Source organism: Pseudomonas phoenicis, assembly GCF_047302395.1.
Taxonomy (GTDB): Bacteria; Pseudomonadota; Gammaproteobacteria; order Pseudomonadales; family Pseudomonadaceae; genus Aquipseudomonas.
This window is the reverse complement of the sequence record NZ_CP154852.1, coordinates 3,522,052-3,546,544: the sequence shown is the minus strand read 5'-3', so window position 1 is coordinate 3,546,544 and position 24,493 is coordinate 3,522,052. Positions and strand designations below refer to the sequence as shown.

General features: G+C 63.9%; 19 protein-coding genes and 6 tRNA genes. 2 read left to right on the top strand and 23 right to left on the bottom strand.

Going from position 1 to position 24,493, the window contains the following annotated elements; genetic code table 11:
• Positions 1-5: 5 nt before the first annotated feature.
• The 13 genes from purF to leuC all read right to left on the bottom strand — a co-directional run bounded on the left by purF (position 6) and on the right by leuC (position 15,366).
• Entirely contained in the window at positions 6-1,511 is a 1,506-nt protein-coding gene (gene purF / locus AA0Z93_RS15955) for an amidophosphoribosyltransferase (protein WP_413047958.1), read from the bottom strand.
• A gap of 42 nt (positions 1,512-1,553) precedes the next feature.
• Positions 1,554-2,108: a CvpA family protein gene (locus AA0Z93_RS15950; protein ID WP_413047959.1), complete on the bottom strand. Its 555-nt coding sequence runs from the start codon at positions 2,106-2,108 to the stop codon at positions 1,554-1,556.
• Between the two features lie 136 nt (positions 2,109-2,244).
• On the bottom strand, positions 2,245-2,892 hold the full coding sequence (locus AA0Z93_RS15945; RefSeq protein WP_413047960.1) for an SPOR domain-containing protein: 648 nt from the start codon (positions 2,890-2,892) through the stop codon (positions 2,245-2,247).
• On the bottom strand, positions 2,893-4,182 hold the full coding sequence (gene folC / locus AA0Z93_RS15940) for a bifunctional tetrahydrofolate synthase/dihydrofolate synthase (RefSeq protein WP_413047961.1): 1,290 nt from the start codon (positions 4,180-4,182) through the stop codon (positions 2,893-2,895).
• Positions 4,182-5,075 carry an acetyl-CoA carboxylase, carboxyltransferase subunit beta gene (gene accD, locus AA0Z93_RS15935; protein ID WP_413047962.1) on the bottom strand — a complete coding sequence of 298 codons (894 nt, stop codon included), beginning with the start codon at positions 5,073-5,075 and terminating at the stop codon, positions 4,182-4,184. Before accD ends, folC begins: the two co-directional genes overlap by 1 nt.
• Before the next feature lie 223 nt (positions 5,076-5,298).
• The gene (locus tag AA0Z93_RS15930; RefSeq protein WP_413047963.1) at positions 5,299-5,919 is read right to left on the bottom strand and encodes a phosphoribosylanthranilate isomerase; all 621 of its coding nucleotides are present in this window, start codon (positions 5,917-5,919) and stop codon (positions 5,299-5,301) included.
• Positions 5,920-5,976: 57 nt separating this feature from the next.
• A complete protein-coding gene (gene truA, locus AA0Z93_RS15925; protein ID WP_413047965.1) occupies positions 5,977-6,831 on the bottom strand; it encodes a tRNA pseudouridine(38-40) synthase TruA in 855 nt (284 codons plus the stop codon).
• A gap of 130 nt (positions 6,832-6,961) precedes the next feature.
• On the bottom strand, positions 6,962-9,568 hold the full coding sequence (locus AA0Z93_RS15920) for a FimV/HubP family polar landmark protein (RefSeq protein WP_413047967.1): 2,607 nt from the start codon (positions 9,566-9,568) through the stop codon (positions 6,962-6,964).
• Positions 9,569-9,637: 69 nt separating this feature from the next.
• On the bottom strand, positions 9,638-10,642 hold the full coding sequence (locus AA0Z93_RS15915) for an aspartate-semialdehyde dehydrogenase (protein ID WP_413047968.1): 1,005 nt from the start codon (positions 10,640-10,642) through the stop codon (positions 9,638-9,640).
• A 167-nt stretch (positions 10,643-10,809) separates the two neighbouring features.
• The gene (asd, locus tag AA0Z93_RS15910) at positions 10,810-11,922 is read right to left on the bottom strand and encodes an aspartate-semialdehyde dehydrogenase (RefSeq protein WP_413047969.1); all 1,113 of its coding nucleotides are present in this window, start codon (positions 11,920-11,922) and stop codon (positions 10,810-10,812) included.
• A gap of 64 nt (positions 11,923-11,986) precedes the next feature.
• A complete protein-coding gene (gene leuB, locus AA0Z93_RS15905; RefSeq protein WP_413047970.1) occupies positions 11,987-13,069 on the bottom strand; it encodes a 3-isopropylmalate dehydrogenase in 1,083 nt (360 codons plus the stop codon).
• A 222-nt stretch (positions 13,070-13,291) separates the two neighbouring features.
• Positions 13,292-13,936, bottom strand: a complete 645-nt coding sequence (leuD, locus tag AA0Z93_RS15900; RefSeq protein ID WP_413047971.1) for a 3-isopropylmalate dehydratase small subunit — start codon at positions 13,934-13,936, stop codon at positions 13,292-13,294.
• Positions 13,933-15,366, bottom strand: a complete 1,434-nt coding sequence (gene leuC / locus AA0Z93_RS15895) for a 3-isopropylmalate dehydratase large subunit (RefSeq protein WP_413047972.1) — start codon at positions 15,364-15,366, stop codon at positions 13,933-13,935. The genes leuD and leuC overlap by 4 nt, the downstream gene beginning before the upstream one ends.
• 129 nt (positions 15,367-15,495) lie before the next feature.
• Here leuC and AA0Z93_RS15890 point away from each other — a divergent pair, with 129 nt between their 5' ends.
• Together AA0Z93_RS15890 and AA0Z93_RS15885 are read left to right on the top strand one after the other, a co-directional pair.
• A complete protein-coding gene (locus tag AA0Z93_RS15890; protein ID WP_413047973.1) occupies positions 15,496-16,374 on the top strand; it encodes a LysR family transcriptional regulator in 879 nt (292 codons plus the stop codon).
• A 59-nt stretch (positions 16,375-16,433) separates the two neighbouring features.
• Positions 16,434-19,724, top strand: a complete 3,291-nt coding sequence (locus tag AA0Z93_RS15885; RefSeq protein WP_413047974.1) for an EAL domain-containing protein — start codon at positions 16,434-16,436, stop codon at positions 19,722-19,724.
• 68 nt (positions 19,725-19,792) lie between these two features.
• Here the strand turns inward: AA0Z93_RS15885 and AA0Z93_RS15880 are convergent, their stop codons facing one another.
• From AA0Z93_RS15880 to gltX, 10 genes are all read right to left on the bottom strand, one after another.
• Positions 19,793-20,236 carry an Hsp20 family protein gene (locus AA0Z93_RS15880; RefSeq protein ID WP_413047975.1) on the bottom strand — a complete coding sequence of 148 codons (444 nt, stop codon included), beginning with the start codon at positions 20,234-20,236 and terminating at the stop codon, positions 19,793-19,795.
• A 127-nt stretch (positions 20,237-20,363) separates the two neighbouring features.
• Positions 20,364-21,344 (bottom strand): tRNA dihydrouridine synthase, encoded by a 981-nt coding sequence (locus AA0Z93_RS15875; RefSeq protein WP_413047976.1) that lies wholly within the window; start codon positions 21,342-21,344, stop codon positions 20,364-20,366.
• Positions 21,345-21,385: 41 nt separating this feature from the next.
• Positions 21,386-21,820, bottom strand: a complete 435-nt coding sequence (locus tag AA0Z93_RS15870; protein WP_413047977.1) for an acyl-CoA thioesterase — start codon at positions 21,818-21,820, stop codon at positions 21,386-21,388.
• 162 nt (positions 21,821-21,982) lie between these two features.
• Positions 21,983-22,058: transfer RNA gene (locus AA0Z93_RS15865), tRNA-Glu, on the bottom strand.
• Between the two features lie 44 nt (positions 22,059-22,102).
• Positions 22,103-22,178 (bottom strand) — tRNA-Ala (locus AA0Z93_RS15860).
• Between the two features lie 65 nt (positions 22,179-22,243).
• Positions 22,244-22,319: transfer RNA gene (locus AA0Z93_RS15855), tRNA-Glu, on the bottom strand.
• A 44-nt stretch (positions 22,320-22,363) separates the two neighbouring features.
• Positions 22,364-22,439, bottom strand: a tRNA-Ala gene (locus AA0Z93_RS15850).
• A 52-nt stretch (positions 22,440-22,491) separates the two neighbouring features.
• Positions 22,492-22,567: transfer RNA gene (locus tag AA0Z93_RS15845), tRNA-Glu, on the bottom strand.
• A 71-nt stretch (positions 22,568-22,638) separates the two neighbouring features.
• Positions 22,639-22,714: transfer RNA gene (locus AA0Z93_RS15840), tRNA-Ala, on the bottom strand.
• Between the two features lie 243 nt (positions 22,715-22,957).
• Positions 22,958-24,439 carry a glutamate--tRNA ligase gene (gene gltX, locus AA0Z93_RS15835; RefSeq protein ID WP_413047978.1) on the bottom strand — a complete coding sequence of 494 codons (1,482 nt, stop codon included), beginning with the start codon at positions 24,437-24,439 and terminating at the stop codon, positions 22,958-22,960.
• Between the last annotated feature and the right edge of the window lie 54 nt (positions 24,440-24,493).

Here is a 24,493-nt window from a genome sequence, read left to right as displayed (position 1 = left end):
CCAAATCAGTTGTTGTAAAGGTCGATGATGGCGCTGACAGCCTGGTTCTGCACCTTGGCCATGTCGTTGCGCGCCTGCTCGATGCGATCCAGGTACGCCTCGTCGACGTCACCGGTCACGTACTTGCCGTCGAACACTGCACAATCGAAGTGCTCGATCTTGATCTTGCCGCCACCGACGGCTTCGATCAGGTCCGGCAGGTCCTGGTAGACCAGCCAGTCGGCGCCGATCAGCTGGGCCACCTGTTCGGTGGTACGGTTGTGCGCGATCAGCTCATGGACACTCGGCATGTCGATGCCATAGACGTTGGGGTAACGCACGGCAGGGGCTGCCGAACAGAAGTACACGTTCTTGGCGCCGGCTTCGCGGGCCATCTGGATGATCTGTTTGCAAGTGGTGCCGCGCACGATGGAATCGTCCACCAGCATCACGTTCTTGCCGCGGAATTCCAGCTCGATGGCGTTGAGCTTCTGGCGCACCGATTTCTTGCGTGCGGCCTGGCCGGGCATGATGAAGGTACGGCCGATGTAGCGGTTCTTGACGAATCCTTCGCGGAATTTCACGCCCAGGTGGTTGGCCAGCTCCAGGGCAGCGGTGCGGCTGGTGTCGGGAATCGGGATGACCACGTCGATGTCGTGCTCGGGGCGCTCGCGGCGGATCTTGTCGGCCAGCTTCTCGCCCATGCGCAGGCGCGCCTTGTACACCGAGACGCCATCCATGATCGAGTCGGGACGAGCCAGGTAGACGTGTTCGAAGATGCATGGCTTGAGCTGGGCGCTGGTCGCGCACTGGTGCGTGTAGAGCTGGCCTTCTTCGGTGATGTACACCGCTTCGCCCGGCGCCAGATCGCGGATCAAGGTGAAACCGAGCACGTCGAGGGCTACGCTTTCGGAGGCGATCATGTACTCCACGCCTTCGTCGGTGTGGCGCTGACCGAACACCACCGGACGAATGCCATTGGGGTCACGGAAGCCGACGATGCCGTAGCCGGTGATCATGGCCACCACGGCATAGCCACCCACGCAACGGCTGTGCACATGCGAGACCGCTGCGAACACGTCTTCTTCGGTAGGCTGCAGCTTGCCGCGCACCGCCAGTTCGTGGGCGAACACGTTCAGCAGCACCTCGGAGTCCGAACTGGTGTTGACGTGGCGAAGATCGGATTCGTAGATCTCCTTGGCCAATTGCTCGACGTTGGTCAGGTTGCCGTTGTGCGCCAGGGTAATGCCGTACGGCGAGTTGACGTAGAACGGCTGCGCCTCGGCCGAGGTCGAGCTGCCGGCCGTGGGATAACGCACGTGGCCGATGCCCATGTGACCCACCAGGCGCTGCATGTGGCGCTGCTGGAACACATCGCGCACCAGGCCATTGTCCTTGCGCAGGAATAACCGGCCGTCATGGCTGGTCACGATACCGGCAGCATCCTGGCCGCGGTGCTGGAGGACCGTAAGCGCGTCATACAGCGCCTGATTGACGTTCGACTTACCGACGATACCGGTGATGCCACACATGCGACGCGACCCCTACTTTGATAAAACTTGAGTGGAACCTGTTCAGGGCTTGAGCGGCCCGAGCAATTGTTCCTTGAACGGAAGATCAGCCGGAGCGCTGACTCCATTGGACATCCACTGACCGGTGAAGCCCAGAATCAGGTTCTTCGACCAGTCGGCGATCAGCAGAAACTGCGGTATCAGGCGAGACTCCTGCCACCACGGATCCTGCTGCACGGGACCCAGACTGAGCAGGCCCACCGTGACCACTACCAGCAGCGCGCCACGCGCGGCGCCGAATACCATGCCGAGAAATCTGTCGGTACCCGACAGACCGGTGACGCGAATCAGCTCACCGATGAGGAAATTGAGCATCGCCCCCACCAACAGGGTGGCGACGAACAAAAGGGTACACCCTGCAATGACACGCGCCGAAGGCGTTTGAATGTAGCCTTCGAGGTAATGCGACAGCGACCCGCCGAACATCCAGGCTACCGCCCCGGCCACGATCCAGATGAGCAGCGACAGCGCTTCTTTGACGAAGCCACGCTTGAGACTGATCAGTGAGGAAACGGCGATGACTGCGATGATCGCCCAGTCGACCCAGGAAAATGCCACATTGCTGCCTGCAGAGGTTTGAGGCGGCGCATTTTACCAGAGCAGCAAGCCGGGAGTAAGCGGAAAGTCAGTGGACGGCAGGCGGGATCGTCGGTCGGCCAGGCAGGCTGGACGACCGGCGATGTGCCGTCGCGAATCAGCCGCGTTCGGGCTGGAAGCGTACGATCAGACCCTTGAGGCTGTGCTGACGATTGATCACATCGCGCAACCGCTCGGCCTCGGCACGCTCGATCACTGGTCCCACGAACACCCGATTCAGACCGTCGGTGCTGCGGATGTAGGCGTTGTAACCCTGGCTGCGCAAAGTGGCCTGCAACTTGTCGGCGCCCGGACGACTGGACAGGCTCGCCAGCTGAATCGACCAACTCGCCGGCAGGCCATTGGGATCGACCTTGGCCGTCGCCTGTGCTTTCGCGGCAGGCTGGGCGCTCGCCTGACGGGCGGGCTCAGGCGTCGGCGCAGCCTTGGCGACAGGCGCCTGTGACTGGACCTGTGGCGACGGCGTGATCGGCTGACGTGGCGTGGTCACCGGCGCGTTCGATTCGTTGACCACCACCGGCGCTTGCAGGGTCTTCTCGGGCGATACCTGCGGCTCGGGCACCGCCACCGGCTCCACCTGCACATCGGCCATCTTCGGCGCGGCTGGCGCCTGGGGCGCTTCGACGTGTACCTGACGCACCTCGTCCTGACGGGTGAACAACATTGGCAGGAACACCACCGCCAGCGCCACCAGCACCAGCGCACCGACGATGCGCTGCTTGACCCCTTTATCCAGCACTGTCATCTACCCCTTCTCCGGAACCAGCCGCTCGAGCCATTCGAGCGCTTGGGCAACACAGAAGAACGATCCGAACAGCAGAATCTGGTCGTCCGCGGTTGCCAGCGCACACTGCTCATCCAGAGCAGCGTCGACGCTGGGGTAAGACCCTACCGCTGCGCCAAGGTTCGTCAGGGTCTGGGCAAGCTCGGCAGCCGGACGGCTGCGCGGCGTGAGCAAAGGTGTCACGGCCCATTCGTCGACCTGTGCCAACAGCGGCTGGACGACCCCGGCCAGGTCTTTGTCGGCCAGCAGGCCGAACACCGCGCGGCGCTTGCCGTGCACCGGTCGTTGCGCCAGACGTGCGGCCAGGTAATGCGCCGCATGCGGGTTGTGGCCCACATCGAGCAGCAGTTCGACGGACTTGCCCTGATAGTGCACCACGCGCCGGTCGAGACGACCGACCACTCGGGTCTGACGCAGCGCCTGGGCAATGCGCTCGGGCTGCCACGGCAGGTTCATCAGCGCGTAGGCTTGCAGCGCCAATGCGGCGTTGTCTATCGGCAGATCGAGCAGCGGCAACGCGTGCAGCTGCAGAGGCTGGCCGTCTGCACGCAGCCCGCGCCAGTGCCACTGGCGGGCCTCGATACGCAGATCGAAGTCGCGACCGCGTAACGACAGCGGGCACGCCAATTCACCGGCCTTGTCCAGCAGCGGCTGGGGCGGATCGAGGTCGCCGCACAGCGCAGGTTTGCCGCGACGCATGATCCCAGCCTTCTCGAACGCCACCGATTCGCGAGTGTCGCCCAGGTACTCGATGTGGTCGACACCGATGCTGGTGATCACCGCCAGATCGGCATCGACTAGGTTGACCGCATCCAGCCGACCACCCAGGCCGACCTCCAAGACCACTGCGTCCAGAGACGAACGGCTGAACAGCCAGAACGCTGCGAGCGTGCCCATCTCGAAATAGGTCAGCGTGATGTCGCCACGCGCCGCTTCGACCGCGGCGAAGGCCTGACACAGCTGCGCATCGTCGACATCCGCCTCATCGATCCGCACCCGCTCGTTGTAACGCAGCAAGTGCGGCGAGCTGTAGACGCCGACCCGCAACCCCTGGGCCTTGAGCAAGGAGGCAATGAAGGCGCAGGTCGAACCCTTGCCGTTGGTGCCGGTGACCGTGACCACGCGCGGCGCCAACGGACCCAGCTGCAAACGCTCCAGCACCTGGCGCGAGCGCTCCAGCCCCATGTCGATAGCCGAAGGGTGCAACTGTTCGAGATAGGCGAGCCATTCGCCCAGGGTGCTAGGGTTCATCACGCGACCGCAGCCACTTCCCGTGCTTGCTCGGGCGTTTCCTGGCCGGTCATCTGTGCCAGCAGGCGAGCCAGGCGCGGACGCAGCTCCTCACGCGAGATGATCAGGTCGATGGCGCCGTGCTCCAGGAGGAACTCGGAACGCTGGAAGCCTTCGGGCAGCTTTTCACGCACGGTCTGCTCGATCACGCGCGGGCCGGCGAAGCCGATCAGCGCCTTGGGTTCGCCGACGATGACGTCGCCCAGCATGGCCAGAGAGGCCGAGACGCCGCCGTAGACCGGGTCGGTCAGCACGGAAATGAACGGGATGCCCTCCTCGCGCAGACGCGCCAGGGCCGCCGAGGTCTTGGCCATCTGCATCAGGGAAATGAGCGCTTCCTGCATGCGCGCGCCGCCGGAGGCCGAGAAGCAGACCATCGGGCAGCAGTGTTCGAGGGCGTGGTTGGCCGCGCGTACGAAGCGCTCACCGACCACTGCGCCCATGGAACCGCCCATGAAGGAAAACTCGAAGGCGCTGACCACGATTGGCAGACCCATGAGCGTGCCGCTCATGGAGATCAGTGCGTCGTGCTCGCCGGTCTGCTTCTGTGCAGCGACCAGGCGATCCTTGTATTTCTTGCCGTCACGGAATTTCAGACGGTCGACCGGCTCCAGCTCCGCACCCAGCTCGGCACGGCCCTCGGCGTCGAGGAAGATGTCGATGCGCGCGCGCGCGCCAATGCGCATGTGATGATTGCACTTGGGGCAGACGTCGAGGGTCTTTTCCAGCTCCGGACGATACAGCACGGCTTCGCAGGACGGGCACTTGTGCCACAGGCCCTCGGGCACCGAACTCTTCTTGACCTCCGAACGCATGATCGATGGGATCAGTTTGTCTACCAACCAGTTGCTCATGCTTTGTCTCTCCAGTAGTGGATGGCAGCGACCATTGTGGCTGGCCGCGCCGCCCTTGAACTCAAAAATCATCGTGACAAACGTGCAGCCGCCCAGGGCCACTGCACTTCAATAGACTGACCGACACGCGTGCGTGCCGTGCCGGGGCCCCCGAACATCGCCAGGCCGCCCACGGCCGCGAATGCTATGGACGATGACGCCACGCGCCCCGTCACATTCGCGCTTACGCCCCGCGCACTGCACGCAGGAACGCGTCGATCTTCTGCGCATCCTTGATGCCCTTGGCCTGCTCCACCCCGCCGCTGACGTCGACCGCCCAGGGTTTGACCTGGGCGATGGCCTCGGCGACGTTGTCAGGCGACAGGCCACCCGCCAGGACCACCGGCTTGCTCAGCCGGGCCGGAATCAACGACCAGTCGAAGGACTGCCCGGTACCGCCCGGCACGCCGGCCACGTAGGCATCGAGCAGCAAAGCGCGGGCGCCGACGTACTCCTGGCACGCCGCTTCGAGATCGTCGCCCGGGCGCACCCGCAGTGCCTTGATCCACGGCCGACCATGGCCTTCGCATTGTGCGGGCGTCTCGTCGCCATGGAACTGCAACAGATCGAGCGGCAGCGCATCGAGGATCTCGCCCACTTCACAACGAGAGGCATCGACGAACAGGCCGACCGTGGTCACGAAGGGCGGCAAAGCCTGAACGATGGCCCGTGCCTGCTGAACGTTCACCGCCCGTGGGCTCTTGGCGTAGAACACCAGACCGATGGCATCGGCACCGGCGCGCGCTGCGGCCAGCGCATCTTCCACTCGGGTGATTCCACAGATCTTGCTGCGAACGTTGTTCATATGCTGCGATCCCTTGGCAAATGAGGGGGCGGATATTAACAAAGCGAGACCGGCCCGTCAGTCGACCAGGGCTTCGTAGCCGGTCAAAAAGTGTGGACCGATGTAACGCTGCGGCAATGCGTACTGTTGGGGGTACTCCACCTGCACCAGATACAACCCATAAGGGTGGGCAGTCACGCCGCCATGACGCCGATCGCGCCCCTCCAGCACCTCGCGCGCCCATGCCACGGGCCGCTCGCCGGCACCGATGGTCATCAGCACGCCGGCGATGTTGCGCACCATGTGGTGCAGGAACGCCGTGGCGCGCACGTCGAGCACGATCATGCGCCCATGCCGGCTGACGCGCAGGTGGTGGATGTGCTTGATCGGGGATTTGGCCTGGCACTGGCTGGCGCGGAAGGCACTGAAATCGTGGGTGCCCAGCAGATGCTCGGCCGCTTCGGCCATGCGCTGCACATCCAGCGGACGGTGGTTCCAGGTGACCTCTTCAGCCAGGTGTGCCGGGCGGATGGGGTCGTTGTAGATGACGTACCGATAGCGCCGCGCGGTCGCCTTGAAGCGGGCATGGAAATCGGCAGGCATCGCTCGCGCCCAACTGACGCTGATGTCGTGGGGCAGGTTGAAATTGGTACCCATGGTCCAGGCGCGCTCGTCGCGAACGGCCCGGGTATCGAAATGCACGACCTGTCCGCAGCCGTGCACGCCGGCGTCGGTACGCCCGGCGCACAAGACGCCGATCGGCTCGTCGGCCACCTTTGACAAGGCCTTTTCCAACGCTTGCTGGACGCTGGCGACGCCGCTGGCCTGGCGTTGCCAGCCGCGGTAGCGCGAGCCTTTGTATTCCACGCCCAAGGCGATGCGGGTCAAACCTTCGGCTGCCGATTCGGCCGCGTCATTGTCGAAGTTGTTCAAGAAAACCAGACCTGTGGATCGAACGAGGGCCGGATTATATCAGTGACACGCTCAAGGGAAACGCTTGCTGGCCAGATTGGAGACAGCGCCGGTGCCTTCGTGCGGGCTCACCGGCACTGCCCCGGACGGATCAGACCAAACGGCCGAGCAGCTCCTCGGCCTCTTTGCGCTGCCCTTCGTCACCGTCCTTGACCACTTCGTCGAGAATGTCGCGCGCGCCTTGATGGTCGCCCATGTCGACGTAGGCACGGGCCAGGTCGAGCTTGGTGGTCACCTCGTCGGTACCGGAAAAGAAGTCGAAATCCAGGTCGTCGACCGGCTCGCCAGCCTGTACGGCGCCGGTGTCCAGCGGCGGCGACTCGAGGTCCTGAGAGAGCTTGTCCAGCTCGGCGTTGACGTCGTCGACTTCCGAAGCGAAGTTGCGCGCCGCTGGCGAGTCGTCGTCCAGCGACAGCGACAGGTCGAAATCGTCTGAAAGGTCGGCAGCCGGGGTTTGTGCCACGGGCGGAGCACTGGCCGGCTCGGTCGGATCGGTGTCGCTCAAGTCGAAATCGGCGAAGTCGTCCAAGGCCCGCGGGTCGTCGGCGCGTGACGCCTGGCTGGCGACAGGCTCCAGGGCTTCGAGTTGCGCCTGGGCCAACAGGGTTTCGAAGTCGTCGTCGGCTTGCGCGTCGGCTTTGGCAGCGGGCTCGGCCGGCGAACCCAGCGCCGGCCCGAAGTCGGCGATCGGCTCGACCTCGTCCAGGCGGGTGTCTACCGCCGTGGCGCTACCCGCTGCGGTCGCAGGCTTGTCCAGGCTCAGGTCGAAATCATCGTCCAGTGCTACGGCGTCTGTGGCATCCGCGTCCCGCAGTGCGTCCCGGCTCGATTCGCTGGACGCCTGGGCCGCCGTGACGGGCGCTTGAGCCGCCGCCTCGGCTTGCTCACGCAGCAGTTGCTGGACGTACTGCTGGTCCATTTCGGCCGCCAAGGCCGCCGCGCTCAAGCCCGTGGCCAGCGCCAACATGGCCGGGTACCGCGCTTTCAGGTCGTCGACTTCGGCACGATGGCGTCCGTCCCTGGGCAGCAGCTGCTCCTGACCCGAGAAAGCGTCCTGATCGCCTTGCCGGGCATACACCTCCATCAACACCAGGCGCGCTTCGCTGCGCCGCGGGTAATACTGCACCAGAGGCTCGAGCAACTGCGCAGCCTGGTTGAGCTGACCGGCCCTGAGGTGCTGACGCGCCTGGGCGATGGTCTGGCCCACCGGGTCCGGCTCGGCGGCAGGCGCGGCATCGGCCGAAGCGGCTGCGGCCGAAGCCGCCACCACGGCCGGCGACAGCGTGACCGTGGGGGCATGCAGCGCATCGTCATCCAGCGGCATGTCGAAATCGGGATCGCGCGGCCCCTCCTCCTCCAGCGCACGCGCCATGCGCACGTGTTTCTCGGCCTCCTGATCGGCCTTGCGCTTGCGCAGCAGCAACAGCACCAGCAAGAGCAGCACCAGGAACAGCGAACCTGCGATCAGCCCCAGCAACAATGGGTTGCCGAGCAATTCGCCGAGTGTGTCGCCACGGGCAGGCTCCTCGCCCACGGTGGTGTCTTGTTCGGCAGCAGGCGTGGTATCGACCGCGGCCGGGGCAGGCTCGACCACCGGCGCGATCGGCGCCGGGTCGGCCACCACCGGCGCGACCTGGCCGGGTGCCGCAGCTTGCCCTTGCACCGTAGCCTGGGCAGGGTCGGCAGCCGGGGCTGCGCCCTGCGCTTGGAGCCGCGCCAACTGGTCATTCTTCAGCGCGATCAGTTTTTCCAGCTTGTCCAGCTGGCTCTGCAGATCGCCCATGCGGCTTTTCAGTTCTTCGTTGTCCCGGCGGCTGGTGTCGAGGCTTTCCTGCGCCACGGCCAATTGATCGTTCAGCGCATCGGTCTTGGCACCGTCGGCCTGGGTGCCCGGTGAAACCAGGCGCAGATTGTCGCCCTGGGCGATGCGCTCCGGCGCTGCCTGGGCCTCGCCGCGACGGGTCGCGTCCAACTGCCGGGCACGCGGGCCAAGGCGGCGACCTTCGCGCCACGCGGCGTACTGCTCGGCCACTTCGGCCACCGCCTCGTTTTGCGGGATGCTCTGGATCTGCTGCCGATCGGGCAGGCGCAACACCTGGCCGGTCTTGAGTTGGTTGATGTTGTTGCCGATGAAGGCGTCGGGGTTCAGCGCCTGGATGGCCACCATGGCCTGTTGGATCGAGCCGCCGTTGCTGTTGCGCGCGGCGATCTGCCACAACGTGTCACGGCGCTTGGTGGTGTAGTTGGCGGCCTGGCTCTGCGCTGGCGCAATGGCGGCGTCAGCCTTGGGACGTTCGGTGGCCGGGCGGTTCAGCGGCAGGTTGTAGTCGCGCAGCAAGCGGCCTTGAGGCCACATGACCTGAACCAGGAAGCGCACCACCGGTGCTGGCAGCGGCTGGGTCGACGTCACGCGCACGACGCTGCGGCCATTGGGCGTGATGACCGGAGTGAATACCAGATTCTGCAGATAGTCGGGGTATGCCACGCCCGCTTTGCTGAAGTCTTCGGGCGGCGCCAGGGTCGGAACGATTTCGGCGGCCGTGGTATCGCGCACGTCGAGCAACTCGATCTCGGCGTCCAGGGGTTGGTTCTGCGCCGAGTTCAGGGTCAACTCACCCAGTACCAGGGCGTTGGCCGCACCGGACGACAATGCCGAAGCTGCCGCGATGGCGAGTAACCGTTTGCGAAATCGAAGCATGACCCTGTCCTTGTAAGAATCGTCCCGAAACCCGCGCGGTCTCGAAGCAAAATAGCGATCCAGTATCTTTTACAGCATGTGTTTAAGCAACAATTGGGCAACCTGCACAGCGTTCAGTGCCGCACCCTTGCGCACATTGTCCGTGGTCAGCCACAGGTTGAGCTGCTCCGGCTCGTCGATACCCTGACGGACCCGTCCAACATAGACCACATCCTGGCCCACCGCGTCGCCGACCGGCGTGGGATAGTCATCGGCCTCGACCCGTTCGATGCTGGCCGCACCGTCGAGCTCGGCGAGCACGGCAGGCAAATCGACCGGTCGGCGGCTTTGCACGCTGACACTGTAGCTATCGCCGAAGAACACCGGGACTTGAATGCAGGTGACCGATATCTTCAACGACGGCAGGCCGAGCAGCACGCGCAGCTCACTGACCAGGCGCCGTTCGAGCACGGTATGGCCCTGTCCGTCTTCGACACCGACGCGCGGTAACAGGTTGAAAGCCACTTGCCGATCGAAGAACTGCGGCTCCAGTGGGCGGGCGTTGAGCAGTTCGGCCGTTTGCCGTGCCAGCTCGTTGACCGCTTCACGGCCTTGGGCCGACACCGCCACGCACGCCGTGACCTGCACGCGCTCGATGTCCAACTGCTGCTTGAGCGGCGCCAAAGCCACTGCCAGGGCCACGGCGGCGGCGCTCGGGCTGGTGATCCAGGCCGGCTGCGGCAACCCTTCCAGCACCTGGGCATTGGCTTCGGGCACCACCGGCACGGCACCGGCCAATGCGCCGGACAGGTCGATGACCGCGCAACCCGCCTGGCGGGCCTTGTCGGCGAAGCTGCGGCTCACGGCCGCGCCAGCGGCGAAGAAGACCAGGCGCACCTGGCTGAAATCGAAACTGTCGACCTCGCGCACACGCAGCTTCTTGCCGGCGAACATCACGCTGCTACCGGCCGACTCCAGGCTGGCCAGCAGGTGCAGGGTCGCGACCGGAAAGGCCAGCTCTTCGAGAATCTGTACGAGGGTTTCACCGACGCTGCCGGTGGCGCCGACGACGGCGATGTTGAAAGCGGGGTTCATGCAGGCATGGCCTCTGGCGAAACGGGAGCGGCACTGTACCCGCATTGGCCGAACCTAGCCAAGGCAAGGCCCCTCCCCTGTGACGCAAATCCGGCAGCGGCCATAACGAAAAAGCCCGTTCTGGCGCTGGCCAGAACGGGCTTTCCCTGCGACGCGAAGCGCCTCGATCAACGCTCCAGCAGGATGCGCAGCATGCGCCGCAGCGGCTCGGCCGCACCCCACAACAGTTGGTCGCCCACGGTGAAGGCGCCCAGGTAGTGCGACCCCATGTTCAGCTTGCGCAAGCGCCCTACCGGGACGTTCAGCGTGCCGGTGACCTGGGTCGGCGACAGCTCCTGCATGCTGATGTCGCGGTGGTTGGGCACCAGCTTCACCCAAGGGTTGTGCTGACTGATCAAGCCTTCGATGTCGGCCAGCGGCACGTCCTTGTTCAGCTTGATGGTCAAGGCCTGGCTGTGGCAACGCATGGCACCGATGCGCACACAGATCCCGTCCACCGGAATCGGGTTCTTGAAACGACCCAGGATCTTGTTGGTTTCGGCCTGGGCTTTCCATTCCTCACGGCTCTGGCCGTTGGGCAGTTCCTTGTCGATCCAGGGGATCAGGCTGCCGGCGAGCGGCACCCCGAAGTTTTCCGTTGGGTAGGCATCGCTGCGCATCGCTTCGGCGACCTTGCGATCGATGTCGAGGATGGCGCTGGCCGGGTTGGCCAGGTCGTCGGCGACCGCGGCGTGGGTCGAGCCCATCTGCCGGATCAGCTCGCGCATGTTCTGCGCGCCGGCACCGGAGGCCGCCTGGTAGGTCATGGCGGTCATCCATTCGACCAGCCCTGCTTCGAACAGGCCACCCAGGCCCATCAGCATTAGACTGACGGTGCAGTTGCCACCGATGTAGTTCTTGGTGCCGATGTCGAGCTGGTGGTCGATGACCTTGCGGTTGACCGGGTCGAGCACGATCACCGCGTCATCCTGCATGCGCAGCGACGAGGCGGCATCGATCCAGTAACCCTGCCAGCCGGCTTCGCGCAGCTTGGGGAACACTTCGTTGGTGTAGTCGCCGCCCTGGCAGGTCAGAATGACGTCGAGGGTCTTGAGCTCGTCGATGCTGTAGGCATCCTTGAGCGGGGCGGTTTCCTTGCCCACGTTCGGGCTTTGGCCGCCCACGTTGGAAGTGGTGAAGAAGACCGGTTCGATCAGATCGAAATCCTGTTCTTCGAGCATCCGCTGCATAAGCACGGAACCGACCATTCCACGCCAACCGATCAGACCAACACGTTTCATCGCAACTACACCTTTGCTAAAAGTGGGCCGCCACCGACAGGGAAGAGGTGGCGGGCCAGAGAGATTACAGATTCCGCAGGGCCGCGACTACTGCATCGCCCATTTCTCGGGTACCGACCTTGCGGCTGCCTTCGGAGAAGATGTCGCCGGTGCGCAAACCCTGGTCCAGCACCTGGCTGACGGCCTGCTCGATGGCGTCGGCGGCTTGGGCCTGGTCGAAGCTGTAGCGCAGCATCATCGACACCGACAGGATGGTCGCCAGCGGGTTGGCGATGCCCTGGCCGGCGATGTCCGGCGCCGAACCGTGGCAGGGCTCGTACATGCCTTTGTTGTTGGCGTCGAGCGAGGCCGAGGGCAGCATGCCGATGGAGCCGGTGAGCATCGAAGCTTCGTCCGAAAGGATGTCGCCGAACATGTTGTCGGTGACCATCACGTCGAACTGCTTGGGCGCGCGCACCAGTTGCATGGCGGCATTGTCCACGTACATGTGGCTGAGCTCGACGTCCGGGTAGTCCTTGGCCACCTCCTCCACCACTTCGCGCCACAGCTGGCTGGAAGCCAGGACGTTGGCCTTGTCGACCGAGCACAGCTTCTTGCCGCGCACACGGGCCATGTCGAAGCCGACACGGGCGATGCGGCGGATCTCGCTTTCGCTGTACGGCAGGGTGTCGTAGGCCTGGCGCTCCTCGCCTTCGAGCTCGCGCTGGCCGCGCGGCGCGCCGAAGTAGATGCCGCCGGTGAGCTCGCGCACGATGAGGATGTCGAGCCCCGCAACGATCTCGGGTTTGAGCGACGAAGCGTCGGCCAGTTGCGGATAGAGGATCGCCGGGCGCAGGTTGGCGAACAGGCCCAGTTGCGCGCGGATCTTCAGCAGGCCGCGCTCGGGGCGGATGTCACGCTCGATCTTGTCCCATTTCGGCCCGCCGACCGCGCCCAACAACACCGCATCGGCTTGACGCGCCCGCTCCAGGGTCTCGTCGGCCAGCGGCACGCCGTGCTTGTCGATGGCCGCGCCACCGATGACGTCGTGCTCGAGGGTGAAGCCCAGCTGGAACTTGTCGTTGGCAACGTCGAGCACCTTGACGGCCTCGGCCATGATTTCCGGGCCGATGCCATCACCTGGGAGAATCAGAATCTGCTTGCTCATGCGTTCCTCTATGCCTTGGATCGATGCGGCGCAGGCGGCCGCGCCGAAAAAACTGATGCTGCGTGGCTGCCGCCGAGCACTTCAAGTGTGGGGCAAACCATCGCCGTTGATCTGCTGATACTGCCGTAGCGCCGGGCCCAACGCACGCGATGCTTGGGCAAGTGCATGGCTCGACGCCTGGGCTGCGCTACGCGTAGGTACGCTCGCGCAGCCTTGCGGCCCTCATGCGTCGCGGAACAACCAGGGTTGGCTGGCGCGGTGTTTGTCCTCGAAGGTCTTGATCGACTCGCCGTCCTGCAAGGTCAGGCCGATGTCGTCCAGTCCATTGAGCAAGCAGTGCTTGCGAAAGGCGTCGATCTCGAAATGCAGCACTTTGCCATCGGGACGGGTTACGGCCTGGGCCTGCAAGTCGACCACCAGTTGATAGCCAGGGGTCGCCTCGACCTGCTCGAACAGCTCATCGACCTCCTCGTCGCTGAGGATGATCGGCAACAGGCCATTCTTGAAGCTGTTGTTGTAGAAGATGTCGGCGAAACTCGGCGCGATCACGCTGCGGAAGCCGTATTCGTCCAGCGCCCAAGGCGCATGCTCGCGGCTCGAGCCGCAACCGAAGTTCTCGCGCGCGAGCAAGACGCTGGCACCCTGGTAGCGTGCGTGATTGAGGACGAACTCGGTGTTCAGCGGGCGCTTGCTGTTGTCCTGGTAAGGTTGGCCCACGTCGAGGTAGCGCCACTCGTCGAACAGGTTCGGGCCAAAGCCGGTGCGTTTGATCGACTTGAGAAACTGCTTGGGGATGATCTGGTCGGTGTCGACATTGGCGCGATCCAATGGCGCGACCAAACCGGTGTGCTGGGTGAAGGCTTTCATGCTGCGCTCCCTTGGATCAACTCGCGGACATCGATGAAGTGGCCGGTAACGGCCGCAGCGGCGGCCATCGCCGGGCTGACCAGGTGGGTACGGCCACCGGCGCCCTGCCGGCCTTCGAAGTTGCGGTTGGAGGTGGACGCGCAATGCTCGCCACTTTCCAGGCGGTCCGGGTTCATCGCCAGGCACATCGAGCAGCCTGGCTCGCGCCATTCGAAGCCCGCTTCGACGAAGATCTTGTCCAGCCCTTCGCGCTCGGCCTGGGCCTTGACCAGGCCCGAGCCCGGCACCACCAGCGCCTGCTTGACGTTGGCGGCCACCTTGCGCCCTTTGGCGATGGCGGCAGCGGCGCGCAGGTCTTCGATGCGCGAGTTGGTGCACGAGCCGATGAATACGCGATCGAGCTTGATGTCGGTGATCGCCTGGTTGGCGCTCAGGCCCATGTAGCGCAGTGCGCGTTCGATGGAGCCACGCTTGACCAGGTCGGGCTCGGCGGCAGGGTCCGGCACGCACTGATCGACGGCCAGGACCATCTCCGGCGAGGTGCCCCAGCTGACCTGCGGCTTGATCTGCGCGGCATCCAATTCGACCACGGTGTCGAACACGGCATCGGCGTCGGACACCAGACCTTTCCAGGCGGCGACGGCCAACGGCCACTGCTCGCCCTTGGGTGCATAGGGGCGGCCTTCGACGTAGTCGACGGTGGTGTCGTCGACGGCGACCAGGCCGACCCGGGCACCCGCCTCGATCGACATGTTGCAGATGGTCATGCGCCCTTCCATCGACAGATCGCGGATGGCGCTCCCGGCGAACTCCATGGCATGACCGTTGCCGCCCGCCGTGCCGATTTCGCCGATCACGGCGAGCACGATGTCCTTGGCGGTGACACCGACCGGCAACGTGCCTTCGACGCGCACCAGCATGTTCTTCATTTTCTTGGCCACCAGGCACTGGGTGGCCAGCACGTGCTCGACTTCGGAGGTGCCGATACCGTGGGCCAGTGCGCCGAAGGCACCATGGGTGGAAGTGTGCGAATCGCCACAGACCACGGTCATGCCCGGCAAGGTGGCGCCCTGCTCGGGGCTGATGACGTGGACGATGCCCTGGCGCTCGTCGTTCATCTTGAATTCGACGATGCCATACTCGTCGCAGTTCTCGTCGAGGGTCTGCACCTGCAGACGCGAGACCTGATCGGCGATGGCCGCGATACCGCCCTTGCGCTCCGGCGTGGTCGGCACGTTGTGGTCGGGGGTGGCGATGTTGGCATCGATGCGCCAGGGTTGGCGCTTGGCCATGCGCAGGCCCTCGAAAGCCTGGGGCGAAGTCACTTCATGGATGATGTGGCGATCGATGTAGATCAGCGACGAACCATCGTCACGGCGCTTGACCTCGTGTGCTTCCCAGAGCTTGTCGTAGAGCGTTTTGCCAGCCATCGGACTGTTCCTCATCAGCGTCTTTCTATGCCAAAGACCACTTGGCTTGTATGGGCGAATGCTATGGGGTTACATTGGATAACTCAAATTCATATTTTTCATACTTTGCATAACCATTGGGAATCCCTTGTGGACTTGGCCAACCTCAGCGCCTTCATCGCCGTCGCCGAGTGCAGCAGCTTTTCCGCTGCCGGCGAGCGCCTGCACCTGACCCAGCCGGCGATCAGCAAGCGCATCGCCGGCCTGGAGCAGCAGCTCGACGTGCGCCTGTTCGACCGCCTGGGCCGCGAGGTGACCCTGACCGAGGCCGGCCGCGCGCTGCTGCCGCGGGCCTACCAGATCCTCAATGTGCTCGACGATACGCGACGCGCACTGACCAATCTGACCGGCGAGGTCGGAGGTCGCCTGACCCTCGCCACCAGCCATCACATCGGCCTGCATCGCCTACCTCCGCTGCTGCGCACCTTCACCCGCCAGTACCCGGAAGTGGCACTGGACATTCAGTTCATGGATTCGGAAGCGGCCTACGATGAAATTCTCCATGGTCGCGCCGAGGTCGCCGTCATCACCCTGGCTCCCGAGCCCCACCCACTGGTGCGTGCCGTACCGGTCTGGACCGACGCGCTGGATTTCGTCGCCGCGCCCGAGCATCCGCTGGCGCGTGGCAAAGGGGTCACGCTGGCCGAGGTCGCGGCGCACTCGGCCGTATTCCCCGGCGGCAACACGTTCACCCACCACATCGTGCAGCGCCTGTTCGAAAGTCAGGGTTTGGCGCCGAACATCGCCATGAGCACCAACTACCTGGAAACCATCAAGATGATGGTTTCGATCGGCCTCGCCTGGAGCGTGTTGCCGCGCACCATGCTCGACGAGCAAGTCGCTTCCATCGTCCTGGACGGCATCCAGTTGTCGCGTCGCCTGGGCTACATCCAGCACACCGAACGAACGCTATCGAATGCGGCCAAAGCCTTCATGGCGCTGCTCGACAGTTCTGCCGACGCGCATTGAGCGCCTGTCAGACGCCCTCCATCGCCAGGGGCGCCGTTTGTCCCCAAGGTCCGCTATCGATGCCCAACTCCGCTGATCGCTCCACGCGCCTGCCGCGCATCCCCGCCGTCGACCCCCAAGCTTGCGAACAGGCCTGGCAGAACGCCCCGCAATTGCTCGCCGCGCTCAATGGCGCGCACCTGGGTGCCTGGCTGTGGGACATCGACAGCGGCCGCGTGAGCTGGTCGCGCGGCACCCATGCGCTGTTCGGCTTCGACCCGCACTGCGCGCTGCCCAACGACATCGACTACCTTGACCTGCTGCCCGAAGAAGACCGCGAGCGCACCCGCCAGGCCTTCCAGGCCGTGCTCGACGGTCAGCCGGTACGCCAGGCCATGCGCCATCGCATCCGTTGGCCCGACGGCAGCCTGCACTGGTTGGAAATCAGCGGCAGCCTGACGCTGGACGGCAATGGGCGGCGGCAGATGATTGGCGTGGTGCGTGAAGTCACCCGCCAGCGCGAACGCGAAACCGCGCTGATGAACTCGGAAAAACGCTTCGCCACGCTGTTTCAGCTCAGTCCGGACGTCATCCTGCTCAGTCGTCGCCATGACGGCATGATCTTCGAGGTCAACCAGCACTTCGAACACACCCTGGGTTGGCCGGGCGCCCACGTCGTCGGCCGGACTACGTTGGAGGTGGGTCTGTGGGTGGACCTGCGACAGCGCCTGCACGTGTTGGAGGCTACGCGCGACAACAGTGGCCCGGTGACCCTCGAGGTGCAGTTCCGGGCCATGGACGGCAAGGTCCACGATGGCATTCTCTCGACCCAGAGCATCGAGCTCGAAGGCGTCACGCACCTGATCAGCACCTTCGTCGACACCACCGATCGCAAACGCGACGAACAGGCCCTACTGGACAGCCAGGAACGGCTCGACCTGGCACTGGACTCGGCGCAACTGGGCACCTGGGACTGGCACATTCCCAGCGGCCTGCTCTATGGCTCGGCCCGCGCGGCGCAGCTGCACGGGCTCGAGCCGGTGCCGTTCCACGAGTCGTTCGAGGCTTTTTTCGAAGGCGTGTCCGAGCCTGAGCGCACGGACATGCGCAAGGCCTACCGCAGCCTGCGCGAGGGGCCGGCCGGCAATTACCAGATCACTTACCGCGTGCAACTCGCGCAGGGCGCGTCGCGCTACATCGAAAGCCGCGCGCGGCTGTATCGCGACGAACAGGGCCAACCGCTGCGCATGGCCGGCACCCTGCTCGACATCACCGAACAGGTCGAGCGCGAGCAGCGCCTGGGCGCTTCGGAAGAAAAATTCGCCAGCCTGTTCCTGGTCAGCCCCGATCCGATCTGCGTCACTCGCCAGGACACGGGCCAGTTCGTCGAAATCAACCCGGCCTTCACCCAGACGTTCGGCTGGCCCGCCGACCAAGCGATCGGCCGCACCTGCGAACAACTCGGCCTGTGGGCGGGTACGGCGCAGCGCCTCGAGCACCGCGAGCGGGCGTTACGGGGCGAGGAGCTGGACAACGTCGCCGTGCAGGCGCACCACCGCGACGGCACCGCGTTGACCTGCGTGATTTCCAGCCGCTCGATCAGCGTCGACGACCAACCCTGCCGCGTCACCACCCTGCGCGACATCACTCAACAGCAGCGCGCCGAGGCGGCGCTCAAGGCCAGCGAAGAGAAGTTCGCCAAGGCGTTCCACTCCAGCCCCGACGCCATCACCATCACCGAATTCGCCACGGGCCGTTACATCGAGATCAACGATGGATTCTGTCGCCTGACCGGCTACAGCCCCAATGAAGTGCTGGGCCGCACGGTGCGCGACCTTGCCATCTGGGCCGACGACGAGCAGCGCGCCGGATTGATTGCCGAGATCAGAGGCAAGGGCCGGGCCCTCAATCGGGAAATGTTGGCGCGTAGCAAGCGGGGCGACATCCTCAACGTGGAAGTGTCGGTTGAACCGATCACGCTCGATGGCGTGGAGTGCCTGCTGCTGACCGCACGCGACGTCAGCCTGCTGCGCGAGGCCCAGGCGCAGATCCGCCATCTCGCCTACCACGACCCTTTGACCAACCTACCCAACCGCGCCCTGCTGATGGACCGCCTCAGCCAGCAGATCGCCTGGCTGCGGCAGCGTGACCTGAGAGGCGCCCTGCTGTTTCTCGACCTCGACCATTTCAAGCACATCAACGACTCGCTGGGCCACCCGGTAGGCGATACGGTGCTCAAGATCGTCACCGCTCGCCTGGAAGCCAGCGTGCGCCAGCAAGATACGGTCGCACGCCTGGGTGGCGACGAGTTCGTGGTACTGATCAGCGGGCTGCAGGGCGATCGTGAGACGGTCGAACGCACTGTCCGGGAGTTGGCCGATACCCTGCGCGGCTTGCTCGCCGCGCCGATGTCGCTCGAAGGTCAGTGCTTGCAGGTGACGCCCAGCATCGGCATAGCGCTGATACCCGACCATGGCACGACGCCTGCCGACCTGCTCAAACGCGCGGACATCGCCCTCTACCGCGCCAAGGATTTCGGACGCAACACCACGCAGCTCTTCCACGACACCATGCAAAAGGCCGCCAGCGAGCGTTTGCGCATGGAAAACGAGCTGCGCGCGGCGCTGGCCAGGGATGAGCTGACGCTGCACTTCCAGCCCCAGGTCGATGCGCGCGAACGACGCATCGTCGGCGCCGAAGCGCTGCTGCGCTGGCATCACCCGCAACTGGGCCAGCAATCGCCGGGGCAGTTCATCCAGGTGCTCGAAGAGAGCGGGCTGATCGTCGAGGTGGGCCACTGGATTCTCGATCAGGCATGCGCCGCTTGCGCTGCTCTGGTCGCTGACGGCCTGGTCGATGCGCAGACTTTCAGCCTGTGCGTCAACATCAGCCCGCGGCAATTTCGCCAAAGCGACTTCGTCGAGCGCGTGCTGCACAGCCTCGAGACGTATCGGTTACCGCCCCGTGTGCTGAAGCTGGAGATCACCGAAGGCATCGTCATCCGCAACCTGGAAGAGACCATCGGCAAGATGCATGAGCTCAAACGTCAGGGCGTGGGCTTCGCGATGGACGACTTCGGCACTGGCTATTCCTCGCTCACCTACCTCAAGCGCTTGCCTGTCGATGCTCTGAAGATCGACCAGACTTTCGTGCGCGACGCAACCACCGACCCCAACGACGCCGAGATCGTCCGCGCCATCGTGGCCATGGCGCACAGCCTGGGCTTGACCGTCATTGCCGAAGGCGTGGAACAGCCCGAGCAGCTGGCCTTCCTCGAGGGTCTGGGCTGCCATTGCTATCAGGGCTACCTGCACAGCCGACCGCTGCCGCTCGAGCGATTCCGCACCTTGCTCGAACAGGCTGCCTCGTAGCGGCAACGAAAAAGGGCACCCGAAGGTGCCCTTTCTTGCAGCGTGCTACCGGATGGCGCTCTACCAGATCAATTCAGCACGTTGGCTTCGCCGTTGATCGGGATACGCTTGGCCTTGGCCTCTTCCGGCACCAGGCGCAGCAGCTCGATGTTGAGCAGACCGTTGGCCAAACCTGCGGCCTTGACCTCGATGTGGTCGGCCAGGCGGAACGACAGTTTGAAGGCACGCTGTGCGATGCCTTGATGCAGGTAGGTCACCTCACTGGCGCCCGCGTCGCGCTTGCTGCCGGTCACCGTCAGCACACCCTTTTCCACTTGCAGGTCCAGGTCTTGTTCGAGAAAACCTGCCGCAGCGATGACGATGCGGTACTGATCGTCGCCGTGGCGCTCAACGTTGTAGGGCGGGTAGCTGCTGCCCGACTCATTGCGGGCGGCCGATTCGAACAGGTCGTTGAAACGGTCGAAGCCAACGGAATGGCGGAACAGGGGAGCGAGAGAGAAAGCGGTAGTCATGGTCATAAACTCCTGAGATTCAGCAAGTAAAGTCACTGCGCGACCCGACTTCGGCATCGCGTACTCAAATAGATAGGGGCCGACAAATCGCTTTCAAGGCATGTGCTGAAAATTTTTTCGGTGGCCCTCAGGCCACACTCACATGGTCGTGTTGCCTGGGTGCGATCGGCAGATCCAAAAGCTGGGTGATGGCCTGGCAGTCCTCGCTGCGCCGCACCTGCGCGAACAGGGACACCGCTTCCGGATAGCTGCGCGTCAGCATGGCCAACCATTGCTTCAACCGGCCTGGCGCATAGCGTGGCGACAACTTGTCCTGGGCCTGCCTCCAGAAGCACTGCAGCAGCGGCAACAAGGCCGTCCATTGCAGCGGCTCTGGAGGCAGGCCGTTGCGTACGGCAGCGATCTGCAAGGCAAGATCTGGCCGCGACACCAGGCCACGACCCAGCATGATGTGCTCTGCGCCACTGACCTCGCGGCAGCGTTGCCAATCATCGACGGTCCAGATTTCGCCATTGGCGAACACCGGCACCCGGACCACGTCCTGCACCCGCGCTACCCATTCCCAATGCGCAGGCGGCTTGTAACCCTGCACCTTGGTACGGGCATGCACCACCAAGTGTTCCGCCCCGCCTTCGGCCAATGCCGTAGCGCATTCCAAGGCGCCGTCCGGTGTCTCGAAGCCCAGGCGCATCTTGGCCGTGACGGGTATGTGCGAAGGGACGGCGCGGCGCACTTCGCGGACGATGGCGTGCAACAGTTCGGGCTCTTTGAGCAGCACGGCGCCACCGCGCGACTTGTTCACCGTCTTGGCCGGGCAACCGAAGTTCAGGTCGATCACCGGCGCACCCAACTCGCAGGCCAACGCAGCGTTGTCGGCCAGGCAGTGAGGATCGGAGCCGAGCAATTGCACGCGCATGGGCACACCTGCCGCCGTCCGCGCCCCATTGCGTAGCTCAGGCGCCAGCTTGTGGAACGAGGACGCCGGCAGCAGGCGATCACTGATGCGGATGAATTCGGTGACGCACCAGTCGACACCCCCGACACGCGTCAGCACGTCGCGCAGGATGTTGTCGACCAGCCCCTCCATGGGGGCCAAGGCAATTTGCATAAACGATTCTCGGGGAAAAGACGACCGCGCAGGACGGTCGTTCAAGCACTGGCCAAGGCCGGCCCGTAGCCTTCGATGAATTCTTTCGGCATGCGCTTGGGCTTGCCGGTGGACAGCTCGATACAAGCGAACGTGGTTTGCGCACGCAGCAATGTAACGCCATCGCGCGGCCGCTTGAGCTGAAAGCGTCTCTGCATGCGCAGGCGCTGGTCCCATTCGACGATCCAGGTCGCCAGTTGCAGTTCGTCGTCTTCGTAACCGGCCGCCAGGTAATCGATTTCATGGCGAACCACTGCCATGGCCCGATCCAGCCGACGGTACTCGACCAGATCCAGACCCAGACGCTGGGAATGGCGCCAGGCGCAACGCTCCAGCCAGGTGACATAGGCGGCATTGTTGGCGTGACCGAGACCGTCGATGTCTTCGGCGCCGACACGCAGGTCGATGATGAATGGCGTTGCCAAGTCCCAGCTCATAGCGGCTCCGACGATCAGGTGAGCGACCGAGTTTAACGGATGTGCCCTTGCGTTGCCGACTGCACAGCCAGGGCTGGAGGCATGAACGAATACCGGAAAAAACAAAAGGCCCATTCAATATGCGAATGAGCCTTTGAAGTCTCGCAAAACGCGAGTGAAAAATGGCGTCCCCTAGGGGACTCGAACCCCTGTTACCGCCGTGAAAGGGCGGTGTCCTAGGCCACTAGACGAAGGGGACATGTAACCTTCGTGCAGATGCGTCTTGGCGCATCCTGGCAGAAATGGTGGAGCTAAGCGGGATCGAACCGCTGACCTCCTGCATGCCATGCAGGCGCTCTCCCAGCTGAGCTATAGCCCCGAAAACAAAAGGCTCATTCAATCTGCGAATGAGCCTCTTTAAGTCCCGCAAAACGCGGGTAAAAGTGGCGTCCCCTAGGGGACTCGAACCCCTGTTACCGCCGTGAAAGGGCGGTGTCCTAGGCCACTAGACGAAGGGGACTTGTAACCTTCGTGCAGATGCGCTTTCACACATCCTGGCAAAATTGGTGGAGCTAAGCGGGATCGAACCGCTGACCTCCTGCATGCCATGCAGGCGCTCTCCCAGCTGAGCTATAGCCCCGGATTTTTAGCCTCTCGGCCCAGCGACGAAACAATCGTCGCTTGTGCAAAACTGGCGTCCCCTAGGGGACTCGAACCCCTGTTACCGCCGTGAAAGGGCGGTGTCCTAGGCCACTAGACGAAGGGGACGAACCTTCTTACCTTCAAGGCCAGGCGCTGGACCTGGTCTTGCTTCATGGTTTCAATCATGAAGCGGAATGTGGTGGAGCTAAGCGGGATCGAACCGCTGACCTCCTGCATGCCATGCAGGCGCTCTCCCAGCTGAGCTATAGCCCCACAATGTCTCGATCAACCGAATCGCTGGCTGGGTGCCTGGCGCTTCATGTGGTTCATCGCTGTGGACGGGGCGCATATTAAGTTCCGAGCGTCGACCTGTCAAACTTATTTTCGAAAAATATCAAAAAAAAATTCTCAGATAACAGTCACTTACCGCCCCGCCCTACTGCCAACGCATTTGAACGTACAGGCCGCAGCCTCCGCTAAGCCCTGTCACTCACCCAGCTCTTTCACCCTCATGCTTCAGGCAATCGTGGTCAGCAGCTTTTCCCACTCCTTGTTTTCCTTCTTGGAAACGCCACCCAACAGGTCGAGCGCCTGGCGCAAGCGATAGCGGGTAAGGTCCGGCCCGAGAATTTCCATGGCATCGAGCACGGAGACCGAACTGGCCTGGCCGGTGATGGCGGCGAACATCAATGGCATCGCATCGCGCAGCTTCAGCGACAACGCCTCGACCACGGCCTGAATGCAGGCGGTGATGCGTTCCTTCTCCCACTGCCGCAAGCCTTCGAGCTTCCACAGGATCAATTGCACGACTTGGCGAACCTGATCGGCACTGAGCTTCTTGCTCTCGAACAGGCTGGCATCTGGCTTCACGCCGCCTTCGAAGAAGAAACCAGCCAAAGGCACGACCTGGCTGAAGGTTTCGACACGGCCCTGCACATGGGGGGCGATGCGCATCATGTAATCGCTGTTGAATGCCCATTGCTGCAAGCGTGCGGCGAACTGCTCGACCGGCAATTCACGCAGCCACTGACCGTTGAGCCACGACAGCTTCTCGATGTCGAAAATCGGCCCGCCCAAGGAAACGCGGGACAGGTCGAAATGTTCGACCATCTCGGCCAGCGAGAACTTCTCGCGCTCGTCGGGCATCGACCAGCCCATGCGGCCCAGGTAGTTCAGCATGGCTTCGGGCATGAAGCCCATCCGCTCGTAGAAAGTCACCGAGGTAGGGTTCTTGCGCTTGGACAGTTTGCTTTTGTCCGGATTGCGCAGCAGCGGCATGTAGCAGAGTTTGGGTTGCTCCCAACCGAAATACTCGTAGAGCTTGATCAGCTTGGGCGCCGAAGGCAGCCATTCCTCGCCGCGCAGCACATGGGTGATGCCCATGAGGTGGTCGTCGACCACGTTGGCCAGGAAGTAGGTCGGCAGGCCGTCGTTCTTCATCAGCACCTGCATGTCCATGCGGTCCCATGGAATCTCCACATCGCCACGCAGCATGTCCGGCACCACGCAGACACCTTCAGTGGGCACTTTCATGCGGATCACGTGCGGCTCGCCTGCGGCCAGGCGGCGCTGTACGTCTTCTTCGCTCAGTTGCAAGGCGCGGCCGTCATAGCGCGGGGTTTCGCCACGGGCCATCTGTTCGGCGCGCATCTGATCGAGCTCTTCGGCCGTGCAGAAGCAATAGAAGGCATGCCCGGCATCGACTAGCTGCTTGGCGTAGCGGGCATAGATTTCGCCGCGCTCGCTCTGCCGATAGGGGCCATGCGGGCCACCCACGTCGGGGCCTTCGTTCCACTCGATACCGAGCCAGCGCAATGCGTCGAAAATCTGCTGTTCCGACTCGCGCGTCGAGCGCAGTTGATCGGTGTCCTCGATGCGCAGGATGAACTCACCGCCGTGCTGCTTGGCGAAGCAGTAGTTGAACAAGGCGATATAGGCGGTGCCGACGTGGGGATCGCCAGTGGGCGATGGCGCGATGCGCGTGCGAACGGTGGTCATGGAAGGTCTCGGAAGGCAATGAAACAAAGGCGCGAATGGTAGCAGGGAGCAGGC